The 22269-nt window shown below is 70.3% G+C and carries 16 protein-coding genes and 2 pseudogenes; 9 read left to right on the forward strand and 9 right to left on the reverse strand.

Features of this window, described 5'->3' with window-relative positions; genetic code table 11:
* Positions 1 to 69 precede the first annotated feature (69 nt).
* Positions 70 to 1202, reverse strand: a pseudogene (locus LNW73_RS32615) (alkaline phosphatase family protein); the annotation flags it as partial.
* A 275-nt stretch (positions 1203 to 1477) separates the two neighbouring features.
* On the opposite strand from LNW73_RS32615, the gene LNW73_RS32620 reads away from it, so the two are divergent.
* Positions 1478 to 1669, forward strand: coding sequence for a hypothetical protein (locus tag LNW73_RS32620; RefSeq protein WP_308407761.1), 192 nt, complete (start codon positions 1478 to 1480; stop codon positions 1667 to 1669).
* A 208-nt stretch (positions 1670 to 1877) separates the two neighbouring features.
* The gene (locus LNW73_RS32625; RefSeq protein ID WP_250992447.1) at positions 1878 to 2639 is read left to right on the forward strand and encodes a hypothetical protein; all 762 of its coding nucleotides are present in this window, start codon (positions 1878 to 1880) and stop codon (positions 2637 to 2639) included.
* 150 nt (positions 2640 to 2789) lie between these two features.
* Here LNW73_RS32625 and LNW73_RS32630 read toward each other — a convergent pair whose 3' ends face one another.
* The 4 genes from LNW73_RS32630 to LNW73_RS32640 all read right to left on the reverse strand — a co-directional run bounded on the left by LNW73_RS32630 (position 2790) and on the right by LNW73_RS32640 (position 6277).
* A complete protein-coding gene (locus LNW73_RS32630; RefSeq protein WP_250974079.1) occupies positions 2790 to 3047 on the reverse strand; it encodes a DUF6296 family protein in 258 nt (85 codons plus the stop codon).
* Between the two features lie 103 nt (positions 3048 to 3150).
* Positions 3151 to 3312 carry a carbohydrate-binding protein gene (locus tag LNW73_RS36760; RefSeq protein WP_374117134.1) on the reverse strand — a complete coding sequence of 54 codons (162 nt, stop codon included), beginning with the start codon at positions 3310 to 3312 and terminating at the stop codon, positions 3151 to 3153.
* A 113-nt stretch (positions 3313 to 3425) separates the two neighbouring features.
* The gene (locus tag LNW73_RS32635) at positions 3426 to 5426 is read right to left on the reverse strand and encodes an ABC transporter ATP-binding protein (RefSeq protein WP_250992448.1); all 2001 of its coding nucleotides are present in this window, start codon (positions 5424 to 5426) and stop codon (positions 3426 to 3428) included.
* 323 nt (positions 5427 to 5749) lie between these two features.
* Positions 5750 to 6277: a GNAT family N-acetyltransferase gene (locus LNW73_RS32640; RefSeq protein ID WP_250992449.1), complete on the reverse strand. Its 528-nt coding sequence runs from the start codon at positions 6275 to 6277 to the stop codon at positions 5750 to 5752.
* 200 nt (positions 6278 to 6477) lie between these two features.
* Between LNW73_RS32640 and LNW73_RS32645 the strand changes: the two genes are divergently transcribed.
* Positions 6478 to 7458: an aldo/keto reductase gene (locus LNW73_RS32645; RefSeq protein WP_250992450.1), complete on the forward strand. Its 981-nt coding sequence runs from the start codon at positions 6478 to 6480 to the stop codon at positions 7456 to 7458.
* Between the two features lie 232 nt (positions 7459 to 7690).
* Positions 7691 to 8200 carry an RICIN domain-containing protein gene (locus LNW73_RS32650; RefSeq protein ID WP_198357883.1) on the forward strand — a complete coding sequence of 170 codons (510 nt, stop codon included), beginning with the start codon at positions 7691 to 7693 and terminating at the stop codon, positions 8198 to 8200.
* Between the two features lie 277 nt (positions 8201 to 8477).
* Here LNW73_RS32650 and LNW73_RS32655 read toward each other — a convergent pair whose 3' ends face one another.
* Positions 8478 to 9176 carry an SDR family oxidoreductase gene (locus LNW73_RS32655; RefSeq protein WP_250992451.1) on the reverse strand — a complete coding sequence of 233 codons (699 nt, stop codon included), beginning with the start codon at positions 9174 to 9176 and terminating at the stop codon, positions 8478 to 8480.
* Positions 9177 to 9314: 138 nt separating this feature from the next.
* On the opposite strand from LNW73_RS32655, the gene LNW73_RS32660 reads away from it, so the two are divergent.
* The gene (locus tag LNW73_RS32660) at positions 9315 to 9824 is read left to right on the forward strand and encodes a winged helix-turn-helix transcriptional regulator (protein ID WP_250992452.1); all 510 of its coding nucleotides are present in this window, start codon (positions 9315 to 9317) and stop codon (positions 9822 to 9824) included.
* Positions 9825 to 10051: 227 nt separating this feature from the next.
* On the opposite strand, the pseudogene LNW73_RS32665 reads toward LNW73_RS32660, so the two are convergent.
* A pseudogene (locus LNW73_RS32665) lies at positions 10052 to 10156 on the reverse strand (MMPL family transporter); the annotation flags it as partial.
* Between the two features lie 245 nt (positions 10157 to 10401).
* Between LNW73_RS32665 and LNW73_RS32670 the strand changes: the two are divergent.
* Together LNW73_RS32670 and LNW73_RS32675 are read left to right on the forward strand one after the other, a co-directional pair.
* The gene (locus LNW73_RS32670; protein WP_250992453.1) at positions 10402 to 11787 is read left to right on the forward strand and encodes a helix-turn-helix domain-containing protein; all 1386 of its coding nucleotides are present in this window, start codon (positions 10402 to 10404) and stop codon (positions 11785 to 11787) included.
* Positions 11788 to 12088: 301 nt separating this feature from the next.
* Positions 12089 to 15286 carry a M28 family peptidase gene (locus LNW73_RS32675; RefSeq protein ID WP_250992454.1) on the forward strand — a complete coding sequence of 1066 codons (3198 nt, stop codon included), beginning with the start codon at positions 12089 to 12091 and terminating at the stop codon, positions 15284 to 15286.
* 133 nt (positions 15287 to 15419) lie between these two features.
* Here the strand turns inward: LNW73_RS32675 and LNW73_RS32680 are convergent, their stop codons facing one another.
* Complete coding sequence (locus tag LNW73_RS32680; RefSeq protein ID WP_250992455.1) at positions 15420 to 18617, reverse strand: amidohydrolase family protein; 3198 nt, start codon at positions 18615 to 18617, stop codon at positions 15420 to 15422.
* Positions 18618 to 19017: 400 nt separating this feature from the next.
* On the opposite strand from LNW73_RS32680, the gene LNW73_RS32685 reads away from it, so the two are divergent.
* A complete protein-coding gene (locus tag LNW73_RS32685) occupies positions 19018 to 20100 on the forward strand; it encodes a S1 family peptidase (protein WP_250974069.1) in 1083 nt (360 codons plus the stop codon).
* Positions 20101 to 20214: 114 nt separating this feature from the next.
* Here LNW73_RS32685 and LNW73_RS32690 read toward each other — a convergent pair whose 3' ends face one another.
* Positions 20215 to 20817, reverse strand: a complete 603-nt coding sequence (locus LNW73_RS32690; protein WP_250992456.1) for a TetR/AcrR family transcriptional regulator — start codon at positions 20815 to 20817, stop codon at positions 20215 to 20217.
* Positions 20818 to 20911: 94 nt separating this feature from the next.
* On the opposite strand from LNW73_RS32690, the gene LNW73_RS32695 reads away from it, so the two are divergent.
* Positions 20912 to 22216, forward strand: coding sequence for an MFS transporter (locus tag LNW73_RS32695; protein WP_250992457.1), 1305 nt, complete (start codon positions 20912 to 20914; stop codon positions 22214 to 22216).
* The last annotated feature ends 53 nt before the right edge of the window (positions 22217 to 22269 follow it).

Raw genomic sequence — 22269 nt, forward strand, 5'->3', positions numbered from 1 at the left:
CGGCTCCTGGACGCCCGTCACCTTCTCCAGGAAGCGCAGTACGGAGGTGTGGTCGGAGACCTGCGAATTGACGTATCCGCCACGCGACCAGGGGGAGGCCACCCACAGCGGCACCCGGCTGCCCAGCCCGACCGGCCGGCCCTGGGCGAACTCCTCGGGGGTGCCGGCCTCGGGGTGGGCGGGATCATGTGGTCGAAGTAGCCGTCGTTCTCGTCGTACATCACCAGGAACACGGTCTCCTTCCACAGCTGCGGATTCGACATCAGCGACTGCAGGGCGGAGTTGACCCACCAGGCGCCGTAGTCCGGGCTGGCGGTGGGGTGTTCGCAGTACACGTAGGGCGCGACCAGCCAGGAGACGGTGGGCAGCGAGCCGTCCTTGCAGTGCTGGTCGAAGACGGTGAGATCGAACTTCGTCATCGCGTTGACGTACCGCGGGTCGTTCTTGGGAAAGGTGTGGAACTGCCGGAAGTACGCGAGCGCGCTGTCGCCGTAGTCCCCGGTCAGATCGTCCTCGGTCGGATTGTGGTAGACCCGCCAGCTGACCTTGGCGGCCTCCAGCCGTTCCGCGTAGGTCGTCCAGTCGGCGACGGGATTGTCCGCGCTCGCCGTGTTGTCGGTCCATGGACCGGTGGTGCCGTCCCGGCCCGGGCCCGAGGTACCGCTCCACAGGTAGAGCCGGTTCGGGATCGTGGGGCCCGCCAGGGAGCAGAAGTACGCGTCGCAGAGGGTGAACGCGTCGGCCAGCGCGTACTGGTACGGGATGTCCGCGCGGGTGAAGTAGCCCATGGTGCGCTCGCCCTTGGCGGCGATCCACGCGTTCATCGCGCCGCTGTTGACGGCCTGGTGGCCGGTGGACCAGTCGTGCGGGAGGCCGGCGGCGTTCTGCGCGTTGTACTTCGACGTGTCCATCCGGTACGGGAGCATGACGCCGCCGTCGGTGCGGGCCGGGTCGGGCTGGCGGAAGACGTCGCCGCCGCCCGGGAACTGCAGGGCCTGCTTGTCGCCGAAGCCGCGGACGCCGTTGAGGGTGCCGAAGTAGTGGTCGAAGGAGCGGTTCTCCTGCATCAGGATGACCACGTGCTTCACGTCGGCCACGGTGCCGGTGGGAGCCGCGGCGGCGTCCTGGGCGGAGAGGCCGACCATGGTGGCCGCGCCGGCGGCGCCGGCCGACAGGAAGGTGCGGCGGCTGAGCGGAGTCATCGATCGGCCTTTCGGAGTGGCGAGGGTGGCGATGGCAGCGGCGGCGTCGCAGAGCCGCACAGGAGCGGCGGCGCTCGCGCCCGCATTTCGGCAGGGGCCGGTCGGGTTGACGACCCATCAGTGATCCACGGCTGGCGTGGAGTATTCCATGCGGGTCCCATGAAAGGAATTCTGGAAAAGGTTCTGGATTTGGTGTCGAAAACGGGGCGCCGCCATTGCGGCTGATTATCCGACCGGAGTTCCCCGTGATAGCCGGCGGTGAGGCGGAGCAGGGCGTGCAGCGCGTCGCCGACCTGCCGGCAGGCAAGAGCTTCGCCGATTACGCGCCGAATCCGGCTCATCGGACGGCGAAACTGCTGCGCCCGGCCGAGCAGGGACGTGCCGCGGTGCGGCGGATCGGCCCGGCTCACGCGGACTTGGGCGCGCGACTGGCCGACACTGTCGGCCAGGAACTGGCTGAATTGTGACAGTCTGGAGTCATCCGGGATGGGTAGATGGGTTAATGCAGGGCGATTCGGACGATCGTTGGTCCAGCGGAACACGTTGGGTGACGCGGCGCCAACCTATGTGGTGCGCTGTCCGGATCAGCTCTGGAATGACCCCCGGTGACCGCGCTTGCGGGACGTTTGGGCTTCGGCCCAACCACCATCGGTCTTCAGTCCCATGAAAGCGCTCATGCGAATGCACCGCACCTCCCTCGCCCTGGCCGGATCCGTTCTGCTGGCCACCGGCGCCGCGTGCCTCCTCCCCACCGCAGCACAGGCGGGGGCCGCCGCCACCGTTCCGTGTTCGGAAACCGCGCTCATCGCCGCGGTGAACGCGGCCAACACGGCCGGCGGCGGGACCATCACCCTGACGAACGGCTGCACGTACACGCTCACCTCCGCCCACGGCAATGACGGCGTCAACGGCCCCGACGGCCTGCCGATCATCACCACGCCGATCGCCCTCTCGGGGAACGCCAACACGATCACCAGGTCGGCGACGGCCGCCGCGTTCCGGATCGCCCAGGTCGCCGCGTCCGGTGGCCTGACCCTCAACGCGGTCACCCTCAGCGGCGGCAACGCGACGACCGCGGGCCACAACCACGGTGGCGGCGTTCTCAACTTCGGTGCGGTGACGCTGACCGGGAGTGCGATCAACGGCAACACGGCGGGCGGTCTCGGCGGTGCGATCTACAGCAGTGGCGCGGCCGCGGCGGCCACGTTCACCAGCAGCACGGTCAGGAGCAACACCGCGAACCAGGCGGCCGGCATCGCGAGCGCCGGAGCGACGCTCACCATGACCAGCTCAGTGGTCACCCTCAACACGGCAGCCACCCAGCCCGGCGGGATCTACTCCTCCGGAACCTCCACCATGACCACCACCTCGGTGACGGCCAACACCCCGACCAACTGCGTCGGCAGCCCGCAACCGGTCACCGGCTGCGTCGGCTGACCCCTTCAGCCATCTGAGCCGGATCCCAACCGCGCTCCGGCGAACCGGGCCGTCCGCCACCGCGGGCGGCCCGACCCTGCGGCCCGACCCTGCACCCGCGCTCCCGCACCCACGCCCCCGTACCGCAATCCCGTGGTCGTCCGTCATCGGTCATCGGTGGTCGGCCGGTGGCAGGCGATGGACCGCGGAGGGGGACTGGGGGCGCTGTCCGCCGCCGCTCGCGATCATGCGGACCTGGCCCGCGTCGCTGATCTCGGCACGGATGATCTTGCTTGCGTCGACATAGATCGGATATCCGCCCGACCCGATCGCGGTCGTCGCGAAGACCTCGACGACCTGCTGGGCGGGTGCGCCGTCCACCGGGAGAGGGTTGGTGAAGGTGAGCTCGAAGCCCGCGCGCTCGGACATGGCGTACTCCCAACGGTGAGCGATACTTCGACGCTACGACCGCCGCCGGTGGCACGCGACCGCAGCCCGTCGCCGCTCCACGCCGGGGCCGGTCATACAGGGGCTACGGCTTGTATTCCTGCCACTTCGTGACGGCTGCTTTGGGATTCCATGCCGAATTCGACGTGTGAGTGGCCAAACAGCGGTATTCCTTTCCCAGATACGACACCCGGTCATTCTCCGAATACTGCTTCTTGACTTTCCAGTCCGAGAATCCTGCTGCCATGCGAGAGCGCCCCTTCACTGGACCGGCTCACTGCCGACCTACCTGGATCTTCCCACGGCGATCCGGCACGCCCCTCCAGCTCACCGATCCCCGGCCGGCCGGACCACCCGGATTCAGCGGTCGCCCGGACCGGGCCGGTCGGCCGTGGCCGGGTGGTTCTGCTGGCCGGGGACCGTTCCGTTGCCGCCGGGGATGTACTGGTCCGCCTGGGACTGGAACATGCGGTGGTAGCGGCCGGCCTCGTCGGCCAGGAGTTCCTGGTGGGTGCCCTGTTCCACCAGGAGGCCTTCGTGGAGGACGTAGATCAGGTCGGCGTGCTGGACGGCCGCCATGCGGTGGGTCACCAGGACGACCGTGGTGGTCGGTGAGCGGAGCCGGCGGATCTTCTCGAAGCAGGCGATCTCCGCCTCGGGATCCAGCGCCGAGGTCGGCTCGTCGACGATGATCAGCGATGCGTCCCGATACCAGGTACGGCTGAGCCCGATGGTCTGCCACTGGCCGCCGGACAGTTCCGATCCGCCGCGGAACTGCAGGGCCAGGAGGGTCTTCATGCCGTGGGGGAGGGCGTTGATGACCGCGTCCGCGCCGGAGAACGCGGCCGCCGCGGCCAGCTGCTCCGGCTCCGGGGTCCGAGCGGGCTTGCCGATCGCCAGATTGGTCTCCGCGGTGAACGGCCACCTCGCGAAGGACTGGTCGAGCAGCGCGATGTGGGAGAAGACCTGATCGCGGTCGGCCTCCGCCAGATCGACCTTGTCCCACACGATCCGGCCGGCCTGCGCCTTGTGGAGGCCGGCGAGCAGCTTCACCAGGGTGCTCTTGCCGGATCCGTTCGTTCCCACCAGCGCCACCACACTCCCGGCGGAGATGGTGAGCGAGATGTCGTCGAGGGCGGGCCGCTCACGATCCGGATACCGGTAGGTGACGTGCTCGAAGCGGATCTCGGCCGGGTGCCGGGGCACCGGAACGCCGCCGACGGGAATGGCGCGGGCGGTCGCTTCGACGATGTACCGGTCCAGGTCGCCCGCGTACAGGGACTCCTCATGCAGCCGGTTGACGGATCCGACGAGGGCGCCGAGATTCGCCGATCCGGTCCGTACCGCCATGACCGCGGTACCGGCGACCGCCATGCTCATCCGGCCCGACAGCAGCAACCACGCCAGCGTGACGTACGCCAGCAACGACGCGGCGCCCGACAGCGAGGCGGCCAGGAGCTCGGTGGCGGCCTTCTCCTTGGCCAGCCGGGTCTGCTCCGCCTCCGCGGTCCTGGCCATCTGCCCGAAGTGCCGCAGCAGGAAGCTCCCGACGCCGTGCACGCGGGTCTCCTGGGCGGCGCTGCGCCCGGTGATCGATTCTCCGATGACCCGGGCCGCACGCTCGTGCTCGATCCAGGCCATGGTGGAGGCGTAGCGGCGCTGGGCCACATGCAGGGCGCCCCACCCGCGCGGCGCCGCGATCAGCATCAGCAGGAACAGGAGCACCGGGTGCAACACGGTGAGCACCCCGGCCGCGGCGACGAGAGAGAACGTGCCGTTCAGCGTCGCCACCATGGCGCTGATCATCTGGCGGGAGGACTGGGCGCCGAACTGCGCGGAGTCCAGCAGCTTGCGGAACGCCCCGTCCTCGACGGCCTCCAGCTCCACCCGCTCGGCGTGCCGCAGATACTCCTGGGTGGCCAGCCGCTCGACCTTCGGCTCCAGCCGGCCGGTGCCGGCCGTCGACAGGGACGCCGCCACCGCGCTGGTCACGGCGATGACCATGCCCACGATCAGCGCCGGCACCGCCGCGCGCACCCGCGCGACCGTGTCCCCGCTCCCGAACAGCGACTGCAGCACCTCGTTGGTGACCAGCAGCCCGACGGCATGGGCCGCACCCTGGTAGATCTCGGCCAGGACCATCGTCAGCATGGCGGTCCGGTCGGCCCGCCAGGCCAGCCGTACGGTCCTGCCCACCAGCCGCGGTGCCGAGCGGGCCATGGACAGCGCCGAGTGCTCCAGCATCGTGTACTCGTGCCGGGCCCATCCGTAGTCGTAGCGCAGCGCCCCGCCGAACAACAGCTGCTCGCTGTCGGACACGGCCGTCTCGACGGGCTGCGGCCTGCGGAACCACCTCCTCATCGCCACACCGCCCAGGCGTCTGCCGAGTGGGTGTGCGGCGTCGTGCGGCAGGGGCAGCGGCAAGGGAGTACGGCGCGAGTCATGGCGGCGTCCTTCGACGGTTTCGACGATTCGGACTGCGCACAGCACCTGCTGATGCCGTGAGAAGGCCCGGAAGCATCTAGACCTGCCCACCTCCGGTCCGCATCACCGCTCGGCGAACCGATGGACGGAAGCACGCCCGGAGCGCGGCGGGCGGACGCGCGCGATGCGGGGCGCAGTCGAATGGGCGCGGATACCGCCGCAGGAGGCAGGAGGGCAGGAACAGCCGTGGCCCGACCGCGTCACCGCAGGCTTCGCTGCCACCTGATCTCACCGTCGTGCCATGTGCCGGTGGGCGTCAGTCCGCACGCTGCGGCGACGGCGGCCGACGCCCGGTGGTCCGGATGGACATGGGCGACGAGGGTGAAGGGGCCGTCGACGGGTTGGCCCGCCAGCCAGGCGACCAGGCCCAGCGCCGCCTCCGTGGCGATGCCGCGCCCTTGCCACGGGGTGCCGACGACCCAGGCGATCTCGGCGGTCAGGCCGTCCCCGGAAGGGCCGATCGTCGCCTGGACCGTGCCCGCCAGGGAGGCCTCCTCGCGCAGCCGGATCACCCAGTTGCACCACGAGACGGCAGGGTCGGGTGCGCCCGCGACCATGCGTTCGTAGCGGGCGCGCAGGTCCCGCGGGGTGTCCGGGGTGCCCCCGATGAAGGTGTGCAGGGCCGGGTCGGACAGCGCGGCGGCCATCTCCTCGGCGTGATCCACGCGGAGTGGCAGCAGTTCCAGCCGCTCGGTGCCGATGGCCGCGGTCCTGATCGTGGGATTCACCGTCCTGGCTTCCGGTCCCGGTCGGCGCGTGCGGCCGAACTGCTCATCCGCTGATGGTGCCTGATGCTGCCGGCCGGAGGAACCGATTAATTCGGATGGGAATCCGGGCCTGTTCGGCGTTGAATCGATCCGGTAACCCGAGACAACCCGAGGTAACCCGAACCGGTGCGTTCTTCCAGCGGTTCTGAAGGAGAAATGCGATGCAATACACCCGCCTGGGTGCATCAGGACTCGTCGTGTCCCGGCTGGGGCTCGGCATGATGAGTTACGGCGACACCAGCCGGCGCGCCTGGCACCTCTCCGAGGACGAGGCGGAGCCGATCGTGCGGCACGCGGTGGAGCAGGGAGTGACGCTGTTCGACACCGCCGACATGTACGACAGAGGTGCCAGCGAAGAGGTCACCGGGCGGCTGCTCGCACGGCTCTTCGGCGACCGTGACGACTATGTCCTCGCCACCAAGGTGTACTACCCGATGAGCGAGAAACCGGGTGACCGGGGTCTGTCGCGCAAGCACATCCTCGCCTCGGTGGACGGCTCCCTGCGCCGTCTCGGTACCGACCACATCGACCTCTATCAGATCCATCGCTGGGACCACGAGACGCCCATCGAGGAGACGATGGACGCGCTCGACACCGTCGTGCGGGCCGGGAAGGTCCGCTACATCGGCGCGTCGAGCATGTACGCATGGCAGTTCGCCAAGGCGCAGCACACCGCCGTGCTCGCCGGTGGCACGCGCTTCGTGTCCATGCAGAACCACTACAACCTCGTCTACCGCGAGGAGGAACGGGAGATGATCCCGCTCTGCCTCGACCAGGGCGTCGGCGTCCTGCCGTACAGCCCGCTCGCGCGCGGGCTCCTCGCGGGCGGCCGGGGTCGCGGCGGGGAGCGCACCACCACACGCGGAGGTACCGATCCGCTCGCCGACCAGCTCTACACGGAAGCCGACTTCGACGTCGTCGACACGCTCCGCTCGGTCGCCTCGGAGCTCGGTGTGCCACCGGCCCGGGTCGCCCTCGCCTGGCTGCTGAACAAGGAGGGCGTGAGCGCCCCGATCGTCGGTGCGACCAAACTCGCCCACCTCCAGGACGCCGTCGGGGCACTGGACGTCACCCTCTCACCGGCACACATGGCGCGCCTGGAGGCGGACTACAGGCCGCACCCGGTGACGGGGCCGGAGTAGCGGCACGCTCGAACCGAGGGCGAGGGCCGCGGGCGGAACCGTGGGCAAGAACCGTGGGCCGAAACGCCGTCCTGGAACGGCGCTTGAGCGGGCCGCATCGCCTATGGACGGACGGCGCACGGTCGGGCACCGTGGGTGATCGCATATCCGGCGCCGGGTGTTCGCTCACCGGTGCACGGGCATGCCCTGTCATCCATCCGGTATCAGGAAACTGGGGTCCTTCGTGAGACACGTGACCAAGGTCTTAGCCGCACTCTCGTCCGCGGCGCTGCTGTCGCTCGGCGCTGCCAACTCCGCCCAGGCGGACAGCCCCGACAACGGCTTCTTCAACAAGCTGACCAATCTGAACTCCGGCATGTGCGCCGCGGTGGGCAACAACTCCACCCAGCCCGGCGCCGGGCTGATCCAGTTCCCGTGCGACAACAAGTACAACAAGCAGTTCTCGTCGGGCTGGGCGGGTACCAGCGCCTACTTCCTCCGGGTCCGGTCGACCGGTCAGTGCGTCACCCCGCAGGGCCCGGCCAACCACGCCCTCGTCGTCCAGTCGTACTGTTCCAACAACGACGCGCAGGTGTGGGTCGCCGAGTCGCTCGGCAACGACAGCTACCGGCTCAGGAACCGCTCCAGCGGCCTGTGCCTGACGGCCGCCTGGGGTATGACCAACAGCGGTCAGCCCCTCGACCAGTCCACCTGCGGTGGATTCAACGGCCAGGCCTGGCGCTTCTCCGCGATGCACAACTGATCGCGTGATCCAGAACTTCCGGGCAGCGGGCTGACTCCTTCGCCGGCCGCTCAGGGGTCGCCCGCACTCCCTTCCCGGGGACGGAATGCCGCGGGACGACCCGAACCGCCCCCGCCCAGCACGTACGCGACTCCGGCGCAGTTCGCGCGCCCGGGCAGCGCGCGCCGGGCGGGGGCACTCGCTTGTCGTCCGGGCTGCGCACCGTGGGCCGGGAGAATCAGGTCAGGTCAGGTCAGGCCAGGTCAGGTCACGTCAGGCCAGGCCAGGTCCGGCCGGATCAGGTCAGGGCCGGGTAGAGGGCGTCCACGCCCCCGGCGAAGCCCGCCTGCACCTGGCGGCTGAGGTCGTCGGCGAGGATCTCGTACGCATCCGCCTCGATGCCGTCGATCGCGAGGGCGGCGACAGCGGCGGGGTCCATCTTCGGAGCGGTGACCGTCGCGGCCATCTCGGTGTCCATGAATCCGACGTGCAGTCCGGCGACCCGGATGTTCTGCTCGGCGAGCTGGACCCGGAGGGCGTTGGTCATCGACCAGGCGGCCGACTTCGCGGCCGAGTACCCGCCGACGGTGGGCAGCGAGATCCACGACAGGACGGACAGGATGTTCAGGATCGTCCCGCCGCCGTTGGCCGCGACCCCCGGTGCGAAGGCACGGATCATCGACAGGGAACCGAAGTAGTGCGTATCCATTTCCAGCCGCAGGTCACCGAGGTCGCCGGTGAGCAGATCGGCCCCGGTGGAGGACCCCGCGTTGTTGATGAGCAGGGTCACCGCGCCGGCCGCCTTGGCGGCTGCCGCGACCGACTCGGGGTCGGTGACGTCAAGGCTGATCGGGATCACACCGGGCACGTCGATGGTGTCGGGGTTGCGCGCTCCGGCGTAGACGGTGGCGCCGCGGGCCACGAGCTCGGTGGCCAGCAGCCGGCCGAGGCCGCGATTGGCGCCGGTGACCAGGGCGGTCTGTTCGGAGATGATCATGGCGGAACTCTTCTCATGGAGCCTCGGACCAAGCTTGCAAATTGCAAGCTTGCATAAAGGAAGCTAACATGGGGGCTTGCGGCTTGCAAGCTGCAAGTCGCAGAAGGCAGTGAAAAGGCAGTGAATGGGGAACCCGGTATGAACAGCACAGATCTCGCCTCCGGGCCCTGCCCCCTGGGCCGCGCCGCCGGCATCCTCGGCGACCGCTGGACGCTGCTGATCATGCGGAACGCCACGCTCGGCGCGACGCGCTTCGAGCAGTTCCGTACCGGTCTGGGGATCGCGGACAACATCCTGTCCAACCGGCTGGGCAAGCTGGTCGACGCCGGGGTCCTCACCAAGGAGCCCTACGAGGACGGCAACCGGATCCGCTCGCACTACCGGATCACGCAGGCGGGAGTCGCCCTGCGCCCCGTCCTGGAAGCGCTCGCCGTCTGGGGCCACACCTACGCGAATCCGGCGGAGCCCACGATCGCCGTGCGGATCGTTCACCTCGCGTGCGGCCGGCCGACCGCCGACGGAAGCTACTGCGACGTCTGCGGCACCGAGATCACCAACGAGGACGCCGCCTGGGTCATGCCCTGGGTGTCGGAGGAGCCCATCCCCCTGGCCACCGCGGCCGCGACCGCCGCACCCGACGGAAGCTGACCACCCACTGCCGGAAGCTGACAACCCAGAGCGGACGGCCGGGAACCCGGCACCGCGTGGCCTCGGACAGGCTGCTCGTCCGGGGTCTTGGCGGAACCGCTCGGCGCGTGCCGATGCTGGAGACGGTCGCCCTCGATGTCGAGGTCGGGGATGTACCTGCCGAACCACTTCGGGTGGTACCAGATCTTCGCGCGGATGATCGCCATGAACGCGGGCACCAGGGTGAGCCGGACCACGAAGGCGTCCAGGAAGACACCGGCGGCGAAGCTGAAGCCGATTGCCTTGACGATCGGGTCGTCGGTGAACATGAACGCCACGAAGATGCTGAACATGATGAGCGCTGCCGCGGTCGCCACGCGCGCCGCGAGGCCGGTGCCGCGCTCGACGGCTTTGAGCGCGTCCCCGTTCTTTCATAGCCTGGGAGAACCACTCCCTGGCGACCGCTCGTCATGGTCGCCCTCGGCCGGAATTCACGACGTCGACGAACGCAATCTTCTAGTAGGATCCAGCGCCGATCGGTGTACGCCGGTGCCGGGGACGGCAGTGGCGGTACGACGACTTCCGTCCGGGAGGGCCCATGAGCGCCGACACGGTCGCAGCGCGGCAGTCGTGGGGGGAGTTCGGGCGACGGCTGCGCACGCTGCGCAGGTCGGCCGGGCTGACTCAGCGTCAACTGGCGCTGCGTGTGGGGTATCACCACACGCTGATCAGCAAGCTGGAGGGCGGCGTGCGGGAGCCGCCCGCCGGGCTGCCGCTGCGACTCGACTCGTTACTCGGAAGCCGTGGTGAACTCCTCGCGATCCTCGCCGACCGGCCGGACGTCCACCACGGCGCGCCGATGCTGCCCGCGACGCTGTTCTCGACCACCCCCCGCGGCGCCGCCGACCCGGCCCCGCCACAGCCCGTCGACCACTGGCCCACCCGGCTGTTGTCCTGTCCGCTGCACGGTGGCGGCGACTGCGAGGTGCCACCGCTCGCCGACGCGCTCACACTCCTGACCGCCGCCGACGGCGACCATGGGCGGACGGCGATGTGGCCCGGCACCGACGCCGACGCCATGCACGCGCTGACCGCTCTGATCGTCGGGTACACCCAGGACGGTCTGGAGAGCGTCTCCACGGAAACCGTCGGCTCGGTCGAGCGGGTGCTGCGCGTCGTGGTGCGGTGGGCCGAGACCCTGAACGGGCGCGGGACACTGCCGGTGCCGCAGCTGCGGCTCGCCGCCGAATGCGCGCAGATCGCGGGCTGGCTCCGGGTGGAGCGAGGGCAGCGGATCCTCGGGATGGCCTGGTTCACGCGGGGTCTGACCTGGGCGGACGTCGCCGATGACGTGGTGGCCCGGGCCACTTTGCTGTGCGACGTCTGCACGCTGGTCCGCCTCGACGGGGACGGCGCGTCCGCGCTGGCCTACGCGCAGGAGCTGGAGGCGGTGGACCCGCGCCGGGCGTGGATGGTGGCCATGTCGCATCTGCACCAGGCGCGGGCGCGGGCGCTGGGCGGCGACCTCGCGGAGTGCCGCAAGCGCGTAGTCCTCTCCCGCCGGGCGCTGGACCGCCTCGAGGGGCGGGACTTCCTCGAGGCGCCCTGGCTCGCCGGCGCCACCGGACGCCTGCAGGTGGAGGCGTCGATCGGCGGGACGCTGCGCGACGCCGCCGCGATCACCGGGGACCTGTGGGTGGCCCGACAGGCCGTCAATGCCACCGAGGCGTCGCTCAGCTGTCTGCCCGCCACGCATCGGCCGACCGTTCTGCTGCTCACACTGCGACTCGCCGACGCGCTCGTGTGCTCCGGACAGCTGGACGCCGCCGTGGCCGCCGCCGCGCCGGTGATCCCGGAGGCGGTCGCCGCGGACCGGACCAGTGTGAACCGCGAGCTCGACGGATTCCGGACGAGGCTGACGACGCGATACCCCGGCGCCCGGGAGGCCCGGAGCCTGCTGGAGCAACTGCCCTACCGTGTTTGAGGGTTGGCAGGACGGCCGTGCCGAGTCTGAGGATTGACAGGTGAGTTCACCTTCGGCGGTCCCCTTCCGTCCTCGGTTCGGTGTCCGCTGAGCGGTGCCGTCGAGCTCACGGGTTGCCGGAAGTTGCCGGATGTTGCCGGAGTTGGACTAGTCCATTGACGGGGTCATGGCGCGATGTGAACGTTTCGCTCGCTCACTCGAAACACGTAAGTCCCCCCTCGCTCACCGGCCCGGGCCGATCGTCCGGCCGTCGAGTGGACGGCTTCGTGGTCGAGGCATGCCCCTAGTCAAGGAGCCCCCCATGAAACGCAGAGCAGTGACGGCCGGGACAACCCTGGCCGTCCTCGCCGGGATGATGGTCGCCACCAGCGGCCCGCCGGCCGCCGCGGCCCCCGCCCCGACCGTCTCCCCAGGGCCGCTGGCGCTGGCGGTGTCGGCGGCCGACCGGGCCGCCGCCAGCGGCCTCGACACGCTGGTGAACGGGCCGGGTGAGAGCTACGAACGGCGTCAGGTGACGCCCTGGGTCAACGGCCTCTACTCGGTCGCCTACGAGCGCACCTACCGTGGCCTGCCGGTGGTCGGCGGGGACGCGGTGGTCCTGGCCGACGGCCAGGGCCGGGTGCAGGCGTCACAGTCCGCCGACTCGACGCGCATCAACGTGCCGACCACGGCGACCGTCACGGCCGGCACCGCAGAGGCCACCGCCCGCCGCCAGCTCACCGCGGTGGACAAGGTCGACTCGCACCGCCTCGTCGTGCGGGTCAAGGACGGCCACGACGCGCTGGCCTGGGAGACGGTCCTCGCCGGCCGCACCGCCAAGGCCCCGAGCCATCTGCACGTCTTCGTGAACGCGACCACCGGGGGGGTGCTCGACCATTACGACGACGTCAAGGCCGGCACCGGCAACAGCCAGTGGAACGGCCCGAACCCGCTGACCATCGCCACCACCAACTCGGGCGGCAGCTACTCGCTGCGCGACCCGGGGCGCCCCGGCCTGACCTGCGCCGACTACACGACCGGCGGCGTCTTCACCAAGTCCAGCGACACGTGGGGCACCGGCAGCGCCACCTCCAAGGAGACCGGCTGCGTCGACGTGATGTGGGCGGCGCAGCACGAGTGGGACATGCTGCGCGACTGGCTGGGCCGCAACGGGCACAACGGCAACGGCGGCAGCTGGCCGGTGAAGGTCGGCCTCAACGACGTCAACGCCTACTGGGACGGCTCCTCGGTCTCCATCGGCCACAACACGGCCAACCAGTGGATCGGCGCGATGGATGTCGTGGGCCATGAGTTCGGCCACGGCATCGACCAGTTCACCCCCGGCGGGACCAGCACCGAGGCGGGACTGGGCGAGGCGACCGGCGACATCATGGGCGCCCTCACCGAGGCGTACACCAACGAGCCCTCCCCGTACGACAGCCCGGACTACACGGTCGGCGAGACCATCAACCTCACCGGCAGCGGCCCGATCCGCATCATGTACAACCCGTCCCAGATCGGCGACCCCAACTGCTACAGCTCCTCGATACCCAGCACCGAGGAGCACGCGGCGGCCGGCCCGCTGAACCACTGGTTCTATCTGCTGGCCGAGGGCTCCAACCCCGGCGGCGGCAAGCCGACCAGCCCGACCTGCAACAACTCCACCGTCACCGGTGTCGGCATCCAGCAGGCCGGCAAGGTCTTCTACGGCGGGATGCTGCTCAAGACCAGCGGTATGACCTACAAGCGGTACCGGACCACGACCCTGACCGCGGCCAAGAACCTCGACCCCAGCTGTGTCCTGTTCACCAGGACCAAGGCCGCCTGGGACGCCATCACCATCCCCGCGCAGAGCGGCGAACCCACCTGTACCCCCAGCGGCAACAGTGACTACTCGATGTCGCTGAGCCCGACCGCCGGATCGGTGCAGCAGGGCGCCTCTGCCAACGTCACGGTCAACACCACCATCACCTCGGGCAGCGCGCAGACCGTGAACCTGACGGCGTCCGGCGCCCCGACCGGTGTGACGGTCGGGTTCACCCCGGCGTCGGTGCAGTCCGGCGCCTCCTCGACCATGAAGGTCACCGTCGGGTCGGCGGTCGCCGTTGGCTCGTACGTCCTCACCGTGACCGGCAGCGGAACCCAGAGCCACACCGCGCAGTACACCCTCACCGTCACTCCGGGCGGGACCAATCCCGGCGGCACCGCGCCGGACATCAGCGTGGCGAACGTCCAGGCGCACCTGGCGCAGCTGTACACGATCGCCCAGCAGAACGGCGGCACCCGGCAGGCCGGCACCAGCGGATACACGGCGTCGCTGGCCTACGTCAAGGGCAAGCTGCAGGCGGCGGGTTACAGCGTCACCGAGCAGTCCTGCACCGGCTGCACCAACCGCGGCAACAACCTGATCGCGGACTGGCCGGGCGGGCCCACCGACCAGGTCGTCATGTTCGGCGCGCACCTGGACAGCGTGTCGGCCGGCCCCGGCATCAACGACAACGGCTCCGGCTCGTCCTCGCTGCTGGAGAACGCCCTCGTCCTGGCCCAGCAGAACCCCACCATGGCCAAGCACGTCCGCTTCGCCTGGTGGAACGGCGAGGAACAGGGCATGCAGGGCTCGCAGTTCTATGTGAGTCAGCTCGGCTCCACGCAGCGCAGCGCCATCAAGGCGTACTACAACTTCGACATGGTCGGCTCGACCAACGCCGGCTACTTCATCAACAACATCACCTCGTCCGCGGCGGCCCCGATGAAGGAGTACTGGGACTCGCTGAACCTCCGTCCTGAGGAGAACATCGAGGGCCAGGGACGCTCCGACGACTACTCCTTCCAGCAGGCGGGGATTCCCACCTCTGCCTACGCCACCGGCGCCGACGCCATCAAGACCGCGGCCCAGGCCACCAAGTGGGGCGGCACGGCCAACCGGTCGTACGACTCCTGCTACCACCAGTCCTGTGACACCACCGCCAACATCAATGCGACGGCGCTCGACCGCAGTGCCGACGGTGTCGCCAACACGCTGTGGAAGACCGCGGTCGGCACCACGGCCCCGGCCAACGACTTCTCGGTCGCGGTGAACCCCCTCTCCGGCAGCGTCCAGCCGGGCGGCACCACCACCGCGACGGTCTCCACCGCCACCACCAGCGGCAGCGCCCAGACCGTCAACCTGACGGCGTCCGGCGCTCCGACCGGTGTGAACGTCTCGTTCGCCCCGGCGTCCGTACAGTCCGGGTCCTCCGCGACCATGACCGTGGCCGTCGGAGCGTCGGTGACCGCGGGCACCTACACCGTGACCGTCACCGGCACGGGGACCGCCACCCACAGCACCACCTACTCGCTGACGGTCACCGGTGGAGGCGGCGGCTGCACGGGTACGACCTGGGACCCGAACGCCATCTACGTCGGTGGCAACCAGGTCAGCTGGAAGAGCCACAACTGGCGGGCCAAGTGGTGGACCACCGGAGAGGAGCCCGGTACCACCGGCCAGTGGGGCGTCTGGCAGGACCTCGGCGCCTGCTGAACGAAGCCCTGCTGAACGAAGCCCTTCTGAACGGAGCCCTGCCCTCGAAGCCGCGGCCCGCGTCCAAGCCTCACGGACGCGGGCCGCGGCGGGCGGTCGCCAGCGGCCGGAACCGCTGGTGACCGCCGACCCGCTACAGCTGGAACGCGTGCTCCGAGCAGCAGGGTTCGCGGCGCAGTTGGCGGCTGACGTCGAGCCAGTCGGTCCGGTCCGTGGTGCGCCGCTGGGCGAGGCTGGTGCCGAACTCACCGACGAGGTCGTCCTGGCGGTACACGATGCCGTCGCGCATCACCCAGGCCGTGCGGACCAGATCGTCGAAGTTCTGGAACGGATTCCCGTCGATCACCGCGAGATCGGCGAGCTTCCCTGCTTCGAGCGTTCCGAGATCGTCACCCACACCGAACAGTTCGGCCGGCGCCACGGTCGCGGTCCGCAGTGCCTGGGCGGGGGTGAGGCCGCCCGCGTAGTGCAGTGCCCGCAGGCCGAGATGCAGGTGGAGGCCGATCGGGGTCAGGGGCGCGTCGGTGCCCAGGGCGAGAGCGCCGTCGTCGGCGAGGATGCGCTGGTAGACGGCTGTTTCCATGGCGATGGTGCGTCTGGCCGCCTCGCTCGGCGGGGTGGCCGCCTGGCTCTCGACGAGGGCGGCGTCCCAGGGCGGCATGAGTGTGGTGACCCGGGGGTCCTCGGCCAGTGAGGGATCGTCACCGAGCAGGGCGAGAGCGCTGAACGGCGTGATGATGATTTTGAAGTCGCCGCCCCGGTATGTCTCGTGGACGTCCTGGTAGGAGTGGCCGGTGGGGGACAGGGCGCGCCCGTACTCCGATCGCTGGGTGGCCTGCAGATGGGTGGTGAGGTCCTGGCCGACGTTGGCTCCCGGTGACAGGAGGTGGCTGCCGGCCATGACGCCGAGCTTGTCGTGGGCGGTGCGGGCGGCCTCCCGCATGATCCAGCTGGGGGCGCGGACATAGGTCTTGACGAAGTCGTAGTCCAGGTCGACCGCCCGCTGCAGGGAGCGCTTCACCCCGGCCTCGGTGCGGTGCGCCCGGCTCATGCTGTAGGCGACCCGGCTGCCGTCGAGCAGTTCGCCGGTCGTGAACAGCCGGGGTCCGGCCGTCCGTCCGGCCGCGACGGACTCCCGGATCCGTACCGCCTCATGGGCGAAGCCGCCGAGTGAGACGTTCGTGGTGACCCCGTAGGCGAGCATCAGACTCGTCTGCCGGCCGCCGTAGGTGTACTGCCATGGATGGGTGTGGGCGTCCCACAGGCCGGGAACGACCGTGGACCGGGACGCGTCGATCAGCTTCTCCCCGGACCTGGCCGGGCCCGGGCGGTGCGGCTCGACGGCCCGGATGCGATTCCCGCCGATCACGATGTCGACGTCCTCGCGGACCGTCTCCCCGGTACCGTCCCACAGCCGCCCGGCGTGCACCCGGGTCACCTCGTTCCGGGCGGGCAGCCGGCGGCTGTACTCCAGCGGCACCCGCACGGTGCGCCGGCCCGTGCCGTCCCGTTCGACCAGCCGCAGCTGACCGCTCGCCTCGTAGAGCAGCCTGCGCGAGTCACCCGACCAGGAGGGGTGGTCGGCCGCCTCGTCGGTGATGCGGCGCGGCTCGCCGGCCGGCGAGCCGTCCGGGCCGACCGGCATGACCCACAGGGCGGACTCCATGATGAACGCCATCGCGGTGCCGTCCGGCGACCAGACGGGGCCGGCGTTGCCGCGGTCGGACAGGGAGGCGTGCGGCATCGGCAGATGCGCGGTCCACGTCCCGGTGCCGCTGTCGACCACCCGGATGATGTTGTACCCCTCGCGGAACCGCTGGTTGAGGCGGTTGCGGTCGCAGAAGGCGAGATAGCGGCCGTCGGGGGACCAACTGGGACGTCCCGGAATGCCGTTCGCGCCGAGCGGCGCGACGAGCGTCCTCTCCGTCCCCGCGGCGAGATCGCGGACGATCAGGTTGCCGGTGGTGTCCTGGCAGGCGAGCCTGGCACCGTCCGGGGAGAGCACGGGGTTGAGCCGGCCACCGGTCGACAGCACCTCGTCCTTCCCGCCCTCGAGCCAGTGCCGGTGAACGCTGATCAGGCCGTTTCCCTGAGCGCCGCCTTCGTACGAGTAGAGGACGCTGCGCCCGTCCGGTGCCCAGGACGGCATCTGCACATAGGCGGACGGGGTCGCCTGGACGAGCTTGCGCGGGCGGCCGCCGATCGGCAGCACCCACAGGGCGTTGAGGGCGGCGAAGGCGACGGAACCGCCGTCGGGGGAGAGCGCGGGAAGGTGGACTCCGCGCACCGGGCGGGCGGTGGTCGAGCCGAAGTCGTACGCCTTCCTGCGGTATTCCGGCCGCGGTACGTCCAGTGCGGCGGTGAACGGGATCTCCTCGGCCGCGGACCCGGCGGGGGTCTTTCCCGGCCGGCGGGACCGCAGGTGGCCGTCGGCCACGTAGAGGAGTTCACCGTCCGCGGTCCAGCACGGCGGCAGCGGGGCGACGTCCTCGTCCCCGGTGACGGGCGCACCGTCCACCATCAGCACGGAACTCGGCGCGAAGGCATACAGAACCGTCTCCGCGACCTGGACATAGGCCACCCGGCCGTCCGCGGAGACCGCGGGGGAGGAGAGCAGTCCCGAGGTCGTGGTCCGGACGACCGTCACGGCTCCGCCCCGGGCGGGGACCGAGGCGAGGGTGTGGGCGCCCTTGCTTCCGGCCCGCACGAACAGGACTTCGTCACCGTTCGGATGCCAGGCCGGGTCGAAGTCCTCGACGCCGGTGTCGTGCGTGAGCCGGGTCAGCTCGCCGGAACGCACGTCCACGGTCCAGATCCGGTACGAGGCACCGGCCGTGGGATCTCCGCCACGCTCCGACGAGAAGGCGATACGGGTGCCGTCCGGCGACCAGGCGACGCCCCGGTCGTCCCACGGCCCTGACGTCAACTGGCGCAGCCGGGAGCCGTCCGGCTCCATCGTCCACAGATGGAATCCGCCGCCCTGGTAAGCGCAGACCGCGATCTGCGAGCCGTCCGGCGACCAGGCGGGGCGGGTCGGCTCCAGCTCGGGCGTGGTCAGCGCGGTCGCGGTGCCGCCCTTGCGCGGCAGCGACCACAACACCCCCTGGACCTCGACGATCAACCGGTCGCCGGCGGGGGAGGCGGTCACCGAAGCGTTGGTGCCTGCCGTGAAACGGAGGGTCCGGGTCGCCCCCGCGTGCGGGGACCGCTCGGTGGTGGGCAGCGGGGAAGCGAGGGCGTTCCCCGCGGGGAGCGACAGGGCGGCGACACCGAGTCCGCCGACTCCGGCTTTGACAAAACCTCTACGGGATAACTCGTTGAACTGATCCATGGGGAAGAACATAAACCAGGGGGCTGATCACGCACGGGCGGCGTGAACGGCGCGTTCCGCGCCTGACGTACCGGGAGAAACCGGGCTCCACAAACGGAATCCTAGCGTCGGTTCTCGGACAGGTGTAGTCCTCACCCCGGGCTCACGGGTCGTCGCACCGTGGTCCGGTACCCCCCGATCGGGGCCTTCAATGGGGAGGGTTGCGAGGTATCTCCGCCCTGTTCACAGATGTGCAGGCGGGGCTTGATCATGACCTTGCAGGGTACTGGCCGGTATCGGGATACTCAGCCGCACCAACTGGCACGGACGGGCAATCCTTGCTGTTCCGCCCGTTCGTGACCGCACATCCTGCGGGCCCGCTGTCGACCAGGCGGGCCCACCCCCCACAGGAGGAACTGAGTTGAAGCACCGTCGGATAACCAGGCGTCGTATCGCGATCGCCGGGACGAGCGCCGCCGCCGTCGTCGCTGCGGGCGTTCTCCTTCCCCACGCCAACGCCGCCCAGCCGACCGCACCGTCCCCCAAGGCATTCGCCCCCGCCGCCGCGGCCCAGCTCGCGGGAGACCTCACCTCCCGTCTGGGTGACCGCACCGCGGGCTCGTACTACGACGCGAAGACCAAGCAGCTCGTCGTCAACGTTCTGGACGCGACCGCCGACCAGAAGGTGCAGGACGCCGGAGCCGTCGCCCGGACCGTCCAGCACACCATGGCCGAACTGCACCGCTCGGCACAGACCCTGGGGGCGCAGCCCCGCATCCCGGGCACCGCATGGTCCATCGACTCCCGCACCAACCAGGTGGTGGTGACCGCGGACAGCACCGTGAAGGGTGCGCAGCTCGACAGCCTCACCAAGAGCGTCAAGGCGCTCGGCGGCACCGCGCAACTGCACCGCTCCGCGGGCCGCTTCAAGCCGTTCGTCGCCGGCGGGGACGCGATCTTCGCCGACGGTGCACGCTGCTCCCTCGGCTTCAACGTGGTCAAGGACGGTCAGCCCTACTTCCTGACCGCGGGTCACTGCGGTGTGGCGTTCAAGAGCTGGTCCGGATCGTCCGGCGGCCAGGAGATCGGCAACGTCGAGGCCGCCACCTTCCCCGGCCATGACTTCGCGCTGGTCAAGTACACCGACACGAGCGTGGCCCACCCGAGCTCCGTGGACCTGTACAACGGCAGCACGCAGGCGATCACCAAGGCCGGCGATCCGACGGTCGGCCAGACGGTGCAGCGCAGCGGCAGCACCACCCAGGTGCACGACGGCACGGTCACCGGACTCGACGCCACCGTCAACTACCAGGAAGGATCGGTCACCGGACTGATCCAGACCAACGTCTGCGCCGAGCCCGGCGACAGCGGCGGTGCGCTCTTCTCCGGCGACACCGCGGTCGGCCTCACCTCCGGCGGCAGCGGCGACTGCACCAACGGCGGGGAGACGTTCTTCCAGCCGGTGACGGCCGCGCTCACCGAGTACGGCGCGCAGATCGGCTGACACCCGTCAGTGCGTGACCGAGGGGCGGACCTCCCAGGGGGTCCGCCCCTCTTCCGTGCCCGTCCGGCAGCGCCCCTGGGCGTGAGGGCTTGACCCGTCCCGGAGCGCAGGAGGCTAGTGCCGCGCGGTCGCCGCGTCGATGAGTGTCGCGGCGACCGTCTTCGCCATGTCGGCGGCACCGGGGTTGCGGTCCATCCTGGCGGCGACGCCCGCGCCGTCGTAGAGCAGCACCAGCCGACTCGCCAGCTGCTCCGGCTCGGGGGCCCCGGCGTCCCGGGCGAGGTCGGTGAACAGCGAGCGGACCCACCCGCGGTACGTGTCGGTGGCCTGCATGACGGGGCTGTCGGGGCCGACCTCCGCGCTGGCGTTGAGGAAGGCGCAGCCGCGGTATTTCGGCTCGGCGAACGCCTCGCCGAGCGCGTCGAAGACGGCCAGCAGCTTCTCCCGCGGCGCGTCGTGGCGGTCGACGGCCGCCGTCACCCGGCGGCGGCGGATCTCGTGCCGGCCGGCCAGATAGGCGGTGATCAGCCCGTCCTTGTTCCCGTACGCGCTGTAGAGGGTCGCTTTGGCGACACCGGCGCGTTCGATCACCCGGTCGATGCCGACGACATGGATGCCCTCCTCGTAGAAGAGCTCGTTGGCGGCGGCCAGCAGACGCTCACGTGCGGTGGGGCGCCCCGCGGCGGCGGGGCGGTCTGCGATCGCTTTCGTAGCCATGACTTGACAGTACCAGACCGGTCTGTCTACCGTAAGGACCACTAGACAGACCGGTCTGATCGGACCGGCTCCCGCTAGGCGAAAGAAGCCCTCCGTGTCCCTGCCGCCGACGTTCCCCGTGACCGACCCCTTCGTCCGCAGAAGCCGGCGGCTCGGCTCGGGTGCCGCCTTCTACCTCCAGGCGTCGATCGTGGTGGCCTTCCTCGCCGCCTCCAGCGCCCCCACCCCCCTCTACGCCGTCTACCAGGGCGAATGGGGCTTCTCGCCGATCACCACGACGATGGTCTTCGGCATCTACGCCCTCGCCGTGCTCGCCGCGCTGCTCACCGTCGGGTCGCTCTCCGATCACATAGGGCGCCGTCCTGTCCTGCTCGCGGCGATCGTGCTGCAGGTCGTCGCGATGGTCGTCATGACCACGGCGGGCGGGGTGCCCGAGCTGATGATCGCCCGGGTCGTCCAGGGTCTGTCGACCGGCGCGGCCGTCGGCGCGGTCGGGGCGGGGATGCTCGACCTCGACAAGGCCAAGGGCACCATCGCGAACGCGATCGCCCCCATGACCGGCACCGCCACCGGGGCGCTCGCCTCCGGCCTGCTGGTCCAGTTCCTGCCCGCGCCCACGCACCTCGTCTACCTCACCCTCCTCACCGTGTTCATCCTGCAGGGAATCGGTGTCGCTCTCATGCGCGAGACCTCCGAGCCCAAGCCGGGCGCGCTCGCCTCGCTGCGTCCCCGCTTCGGTGTCCCGAAGGCGGCCCGCGGACCGCTGCTGGTGGCCGCCCCGGTCCTGGTCGCCGTCTGGGCGCTCGCCGGGCTCTACGGCTCCGTCATCCCTGCGGTCATCCGCAGCGTGGTCGGCTCGGACTCGCTGCTGCTCGGCGGCCTGGCGCTGTTCGCCCTCGCCGGAAGCGGCGCGGTGTCGGTACTGCTGCTCCGCAACGTCGCCCCGGGCCGGGTGATGCTGCTCGGCACCGTCGCCCTCATCGTGGGCGTCGGCCTCACCCTGCTCGCAGTCGACCACAACTCGGCCACCGGCTTCTTCATCGGAACGGTCATCGCGGGCGTCGGCTTCGGCGGCGGTTTCCAGGGCGCGATCCGCACCATCGTCCCGCTGGCCGCACCGCACGAGCGGTCCGGGCTGCTGTCCACCATCTACGTGCTGTCGTACCTGGCCATGGGCCTGCCCGCGGTGATCGGCGGCTTCCTGGTCGTGCACGGCGGGGGACTGCTGCCGACGACCCGGGAGTACGGGATCGCCGTGATGGCGCTCGGAGCGCTCGCGCTGCTGGGACTGGCGATACCGCGCCGGGCAACGGTGACCACGGAGTCCGTCGTGGTGAGCAGCAGCGTCCCCGCGCCGCTGAAGGCCGCCGTCCGGGAAGCGGAGTACGCGAAGCGCTAGCCGACCACGACCCCGGAGGACGCCGGGCGCCGACGACGAAGGCCCTGCCACCC

This window comes from Streptomyces sp. RKAG337, from assembly GCF_023701715.1.
Taxonomy (GTDB): domain Bacteria; phylum Actinomycetota; class Actinomycetes; order Streptomycetales; family Streptomycetaceae; genus Actinacidiphila.

What these genes read in the sequence shown, in the direction of transcription:
- LNW73_RS32655 (WP_250992451.1), bottom strand. Translation starts at nt 9,176, where the DNA reads ATGATCATCTCCGAACAGACCGCCCTGGTCACCGGCGCCAATCGCGGC.
- LNW73_RS32625 (WP_250992447.1), top strand. Translation starts at nt 1,878, where the DNA reads ATGCGAATGCACCGCACCTCCCTCGCCCTGGCCGGATCCGTTCTGCTG.
- LNW73_RS32630 (WP_250974079.1), bottom strand. Translation starts at nt 3,047, where the DNA reads ATGTCCGAGCGCGCGGGCTTCGAGCTCACCTTCACCAACCCTCTCCCG.
- LNW73_RS32680 (WP_250992455.1), bottom strand. Translation starts at nt 18,617, where the DNA reads ATGGATCAGTTCAACGAGTTATCCCGTAGAGGTTTTGTCAAAGCCGGA.
- LNW73_RS32670 (WP_250992453.1), top strand. Translation starts at nt 10,402, where the DNA reads ATGAGCGCCGACACGGTCGCAGCGCGGCAGTCGTGGGGGGAGTTCGGG.
- LNW73_RS32660 (WP_250992452.1), top strand. Translation starts at nt 9,315, where the DNA reads ATGAACAGCACAGATCTCGCCTCCGGGCCCTGCCCCCTGGGCCGCGCC.
- LNW73_RS32690 (WP_250992456.1), bottom strand. Translation starts at nt 20,817, where the DNA reads ATGGCTACGAAAGCGATCGCAGACCGCCCCGCCGCCGCGGGGCGCCCC.
- LNW73_RS32675 (WP_250992454.1), top strand. Translation starts at nt 12,089, where the DNA reads ATGAAACGCAGAGCAGTGACGGCCGGGACAACCCTGGCCGTCCTCGCC.
- LNW73_RS32635 (WP_250992448.1), bottom strand. Translation starts at nt 5,426, where the DNA reads ATGAGGAGGTGGTTCCGCAGGCCGCAGCCCGTCGAGACGGCCGTGTCC.
- LNW73_RS36760 (WP_374117134.1), bottom strand. Translation starts at nt 3,312, where the DNA reads ATGGCAGCAGGATTCTCGGACTGGAAAGTCAAGAAGCAGTATTCGGAG.
- LNW73_RS32645 (WP_250992450.1), top strand. Translation starts at nt 6,478, where the DNA reads ATGCAATACACCCGCCTGGGTGCATCAGGACTCGTCGTGTCCCGGCTG.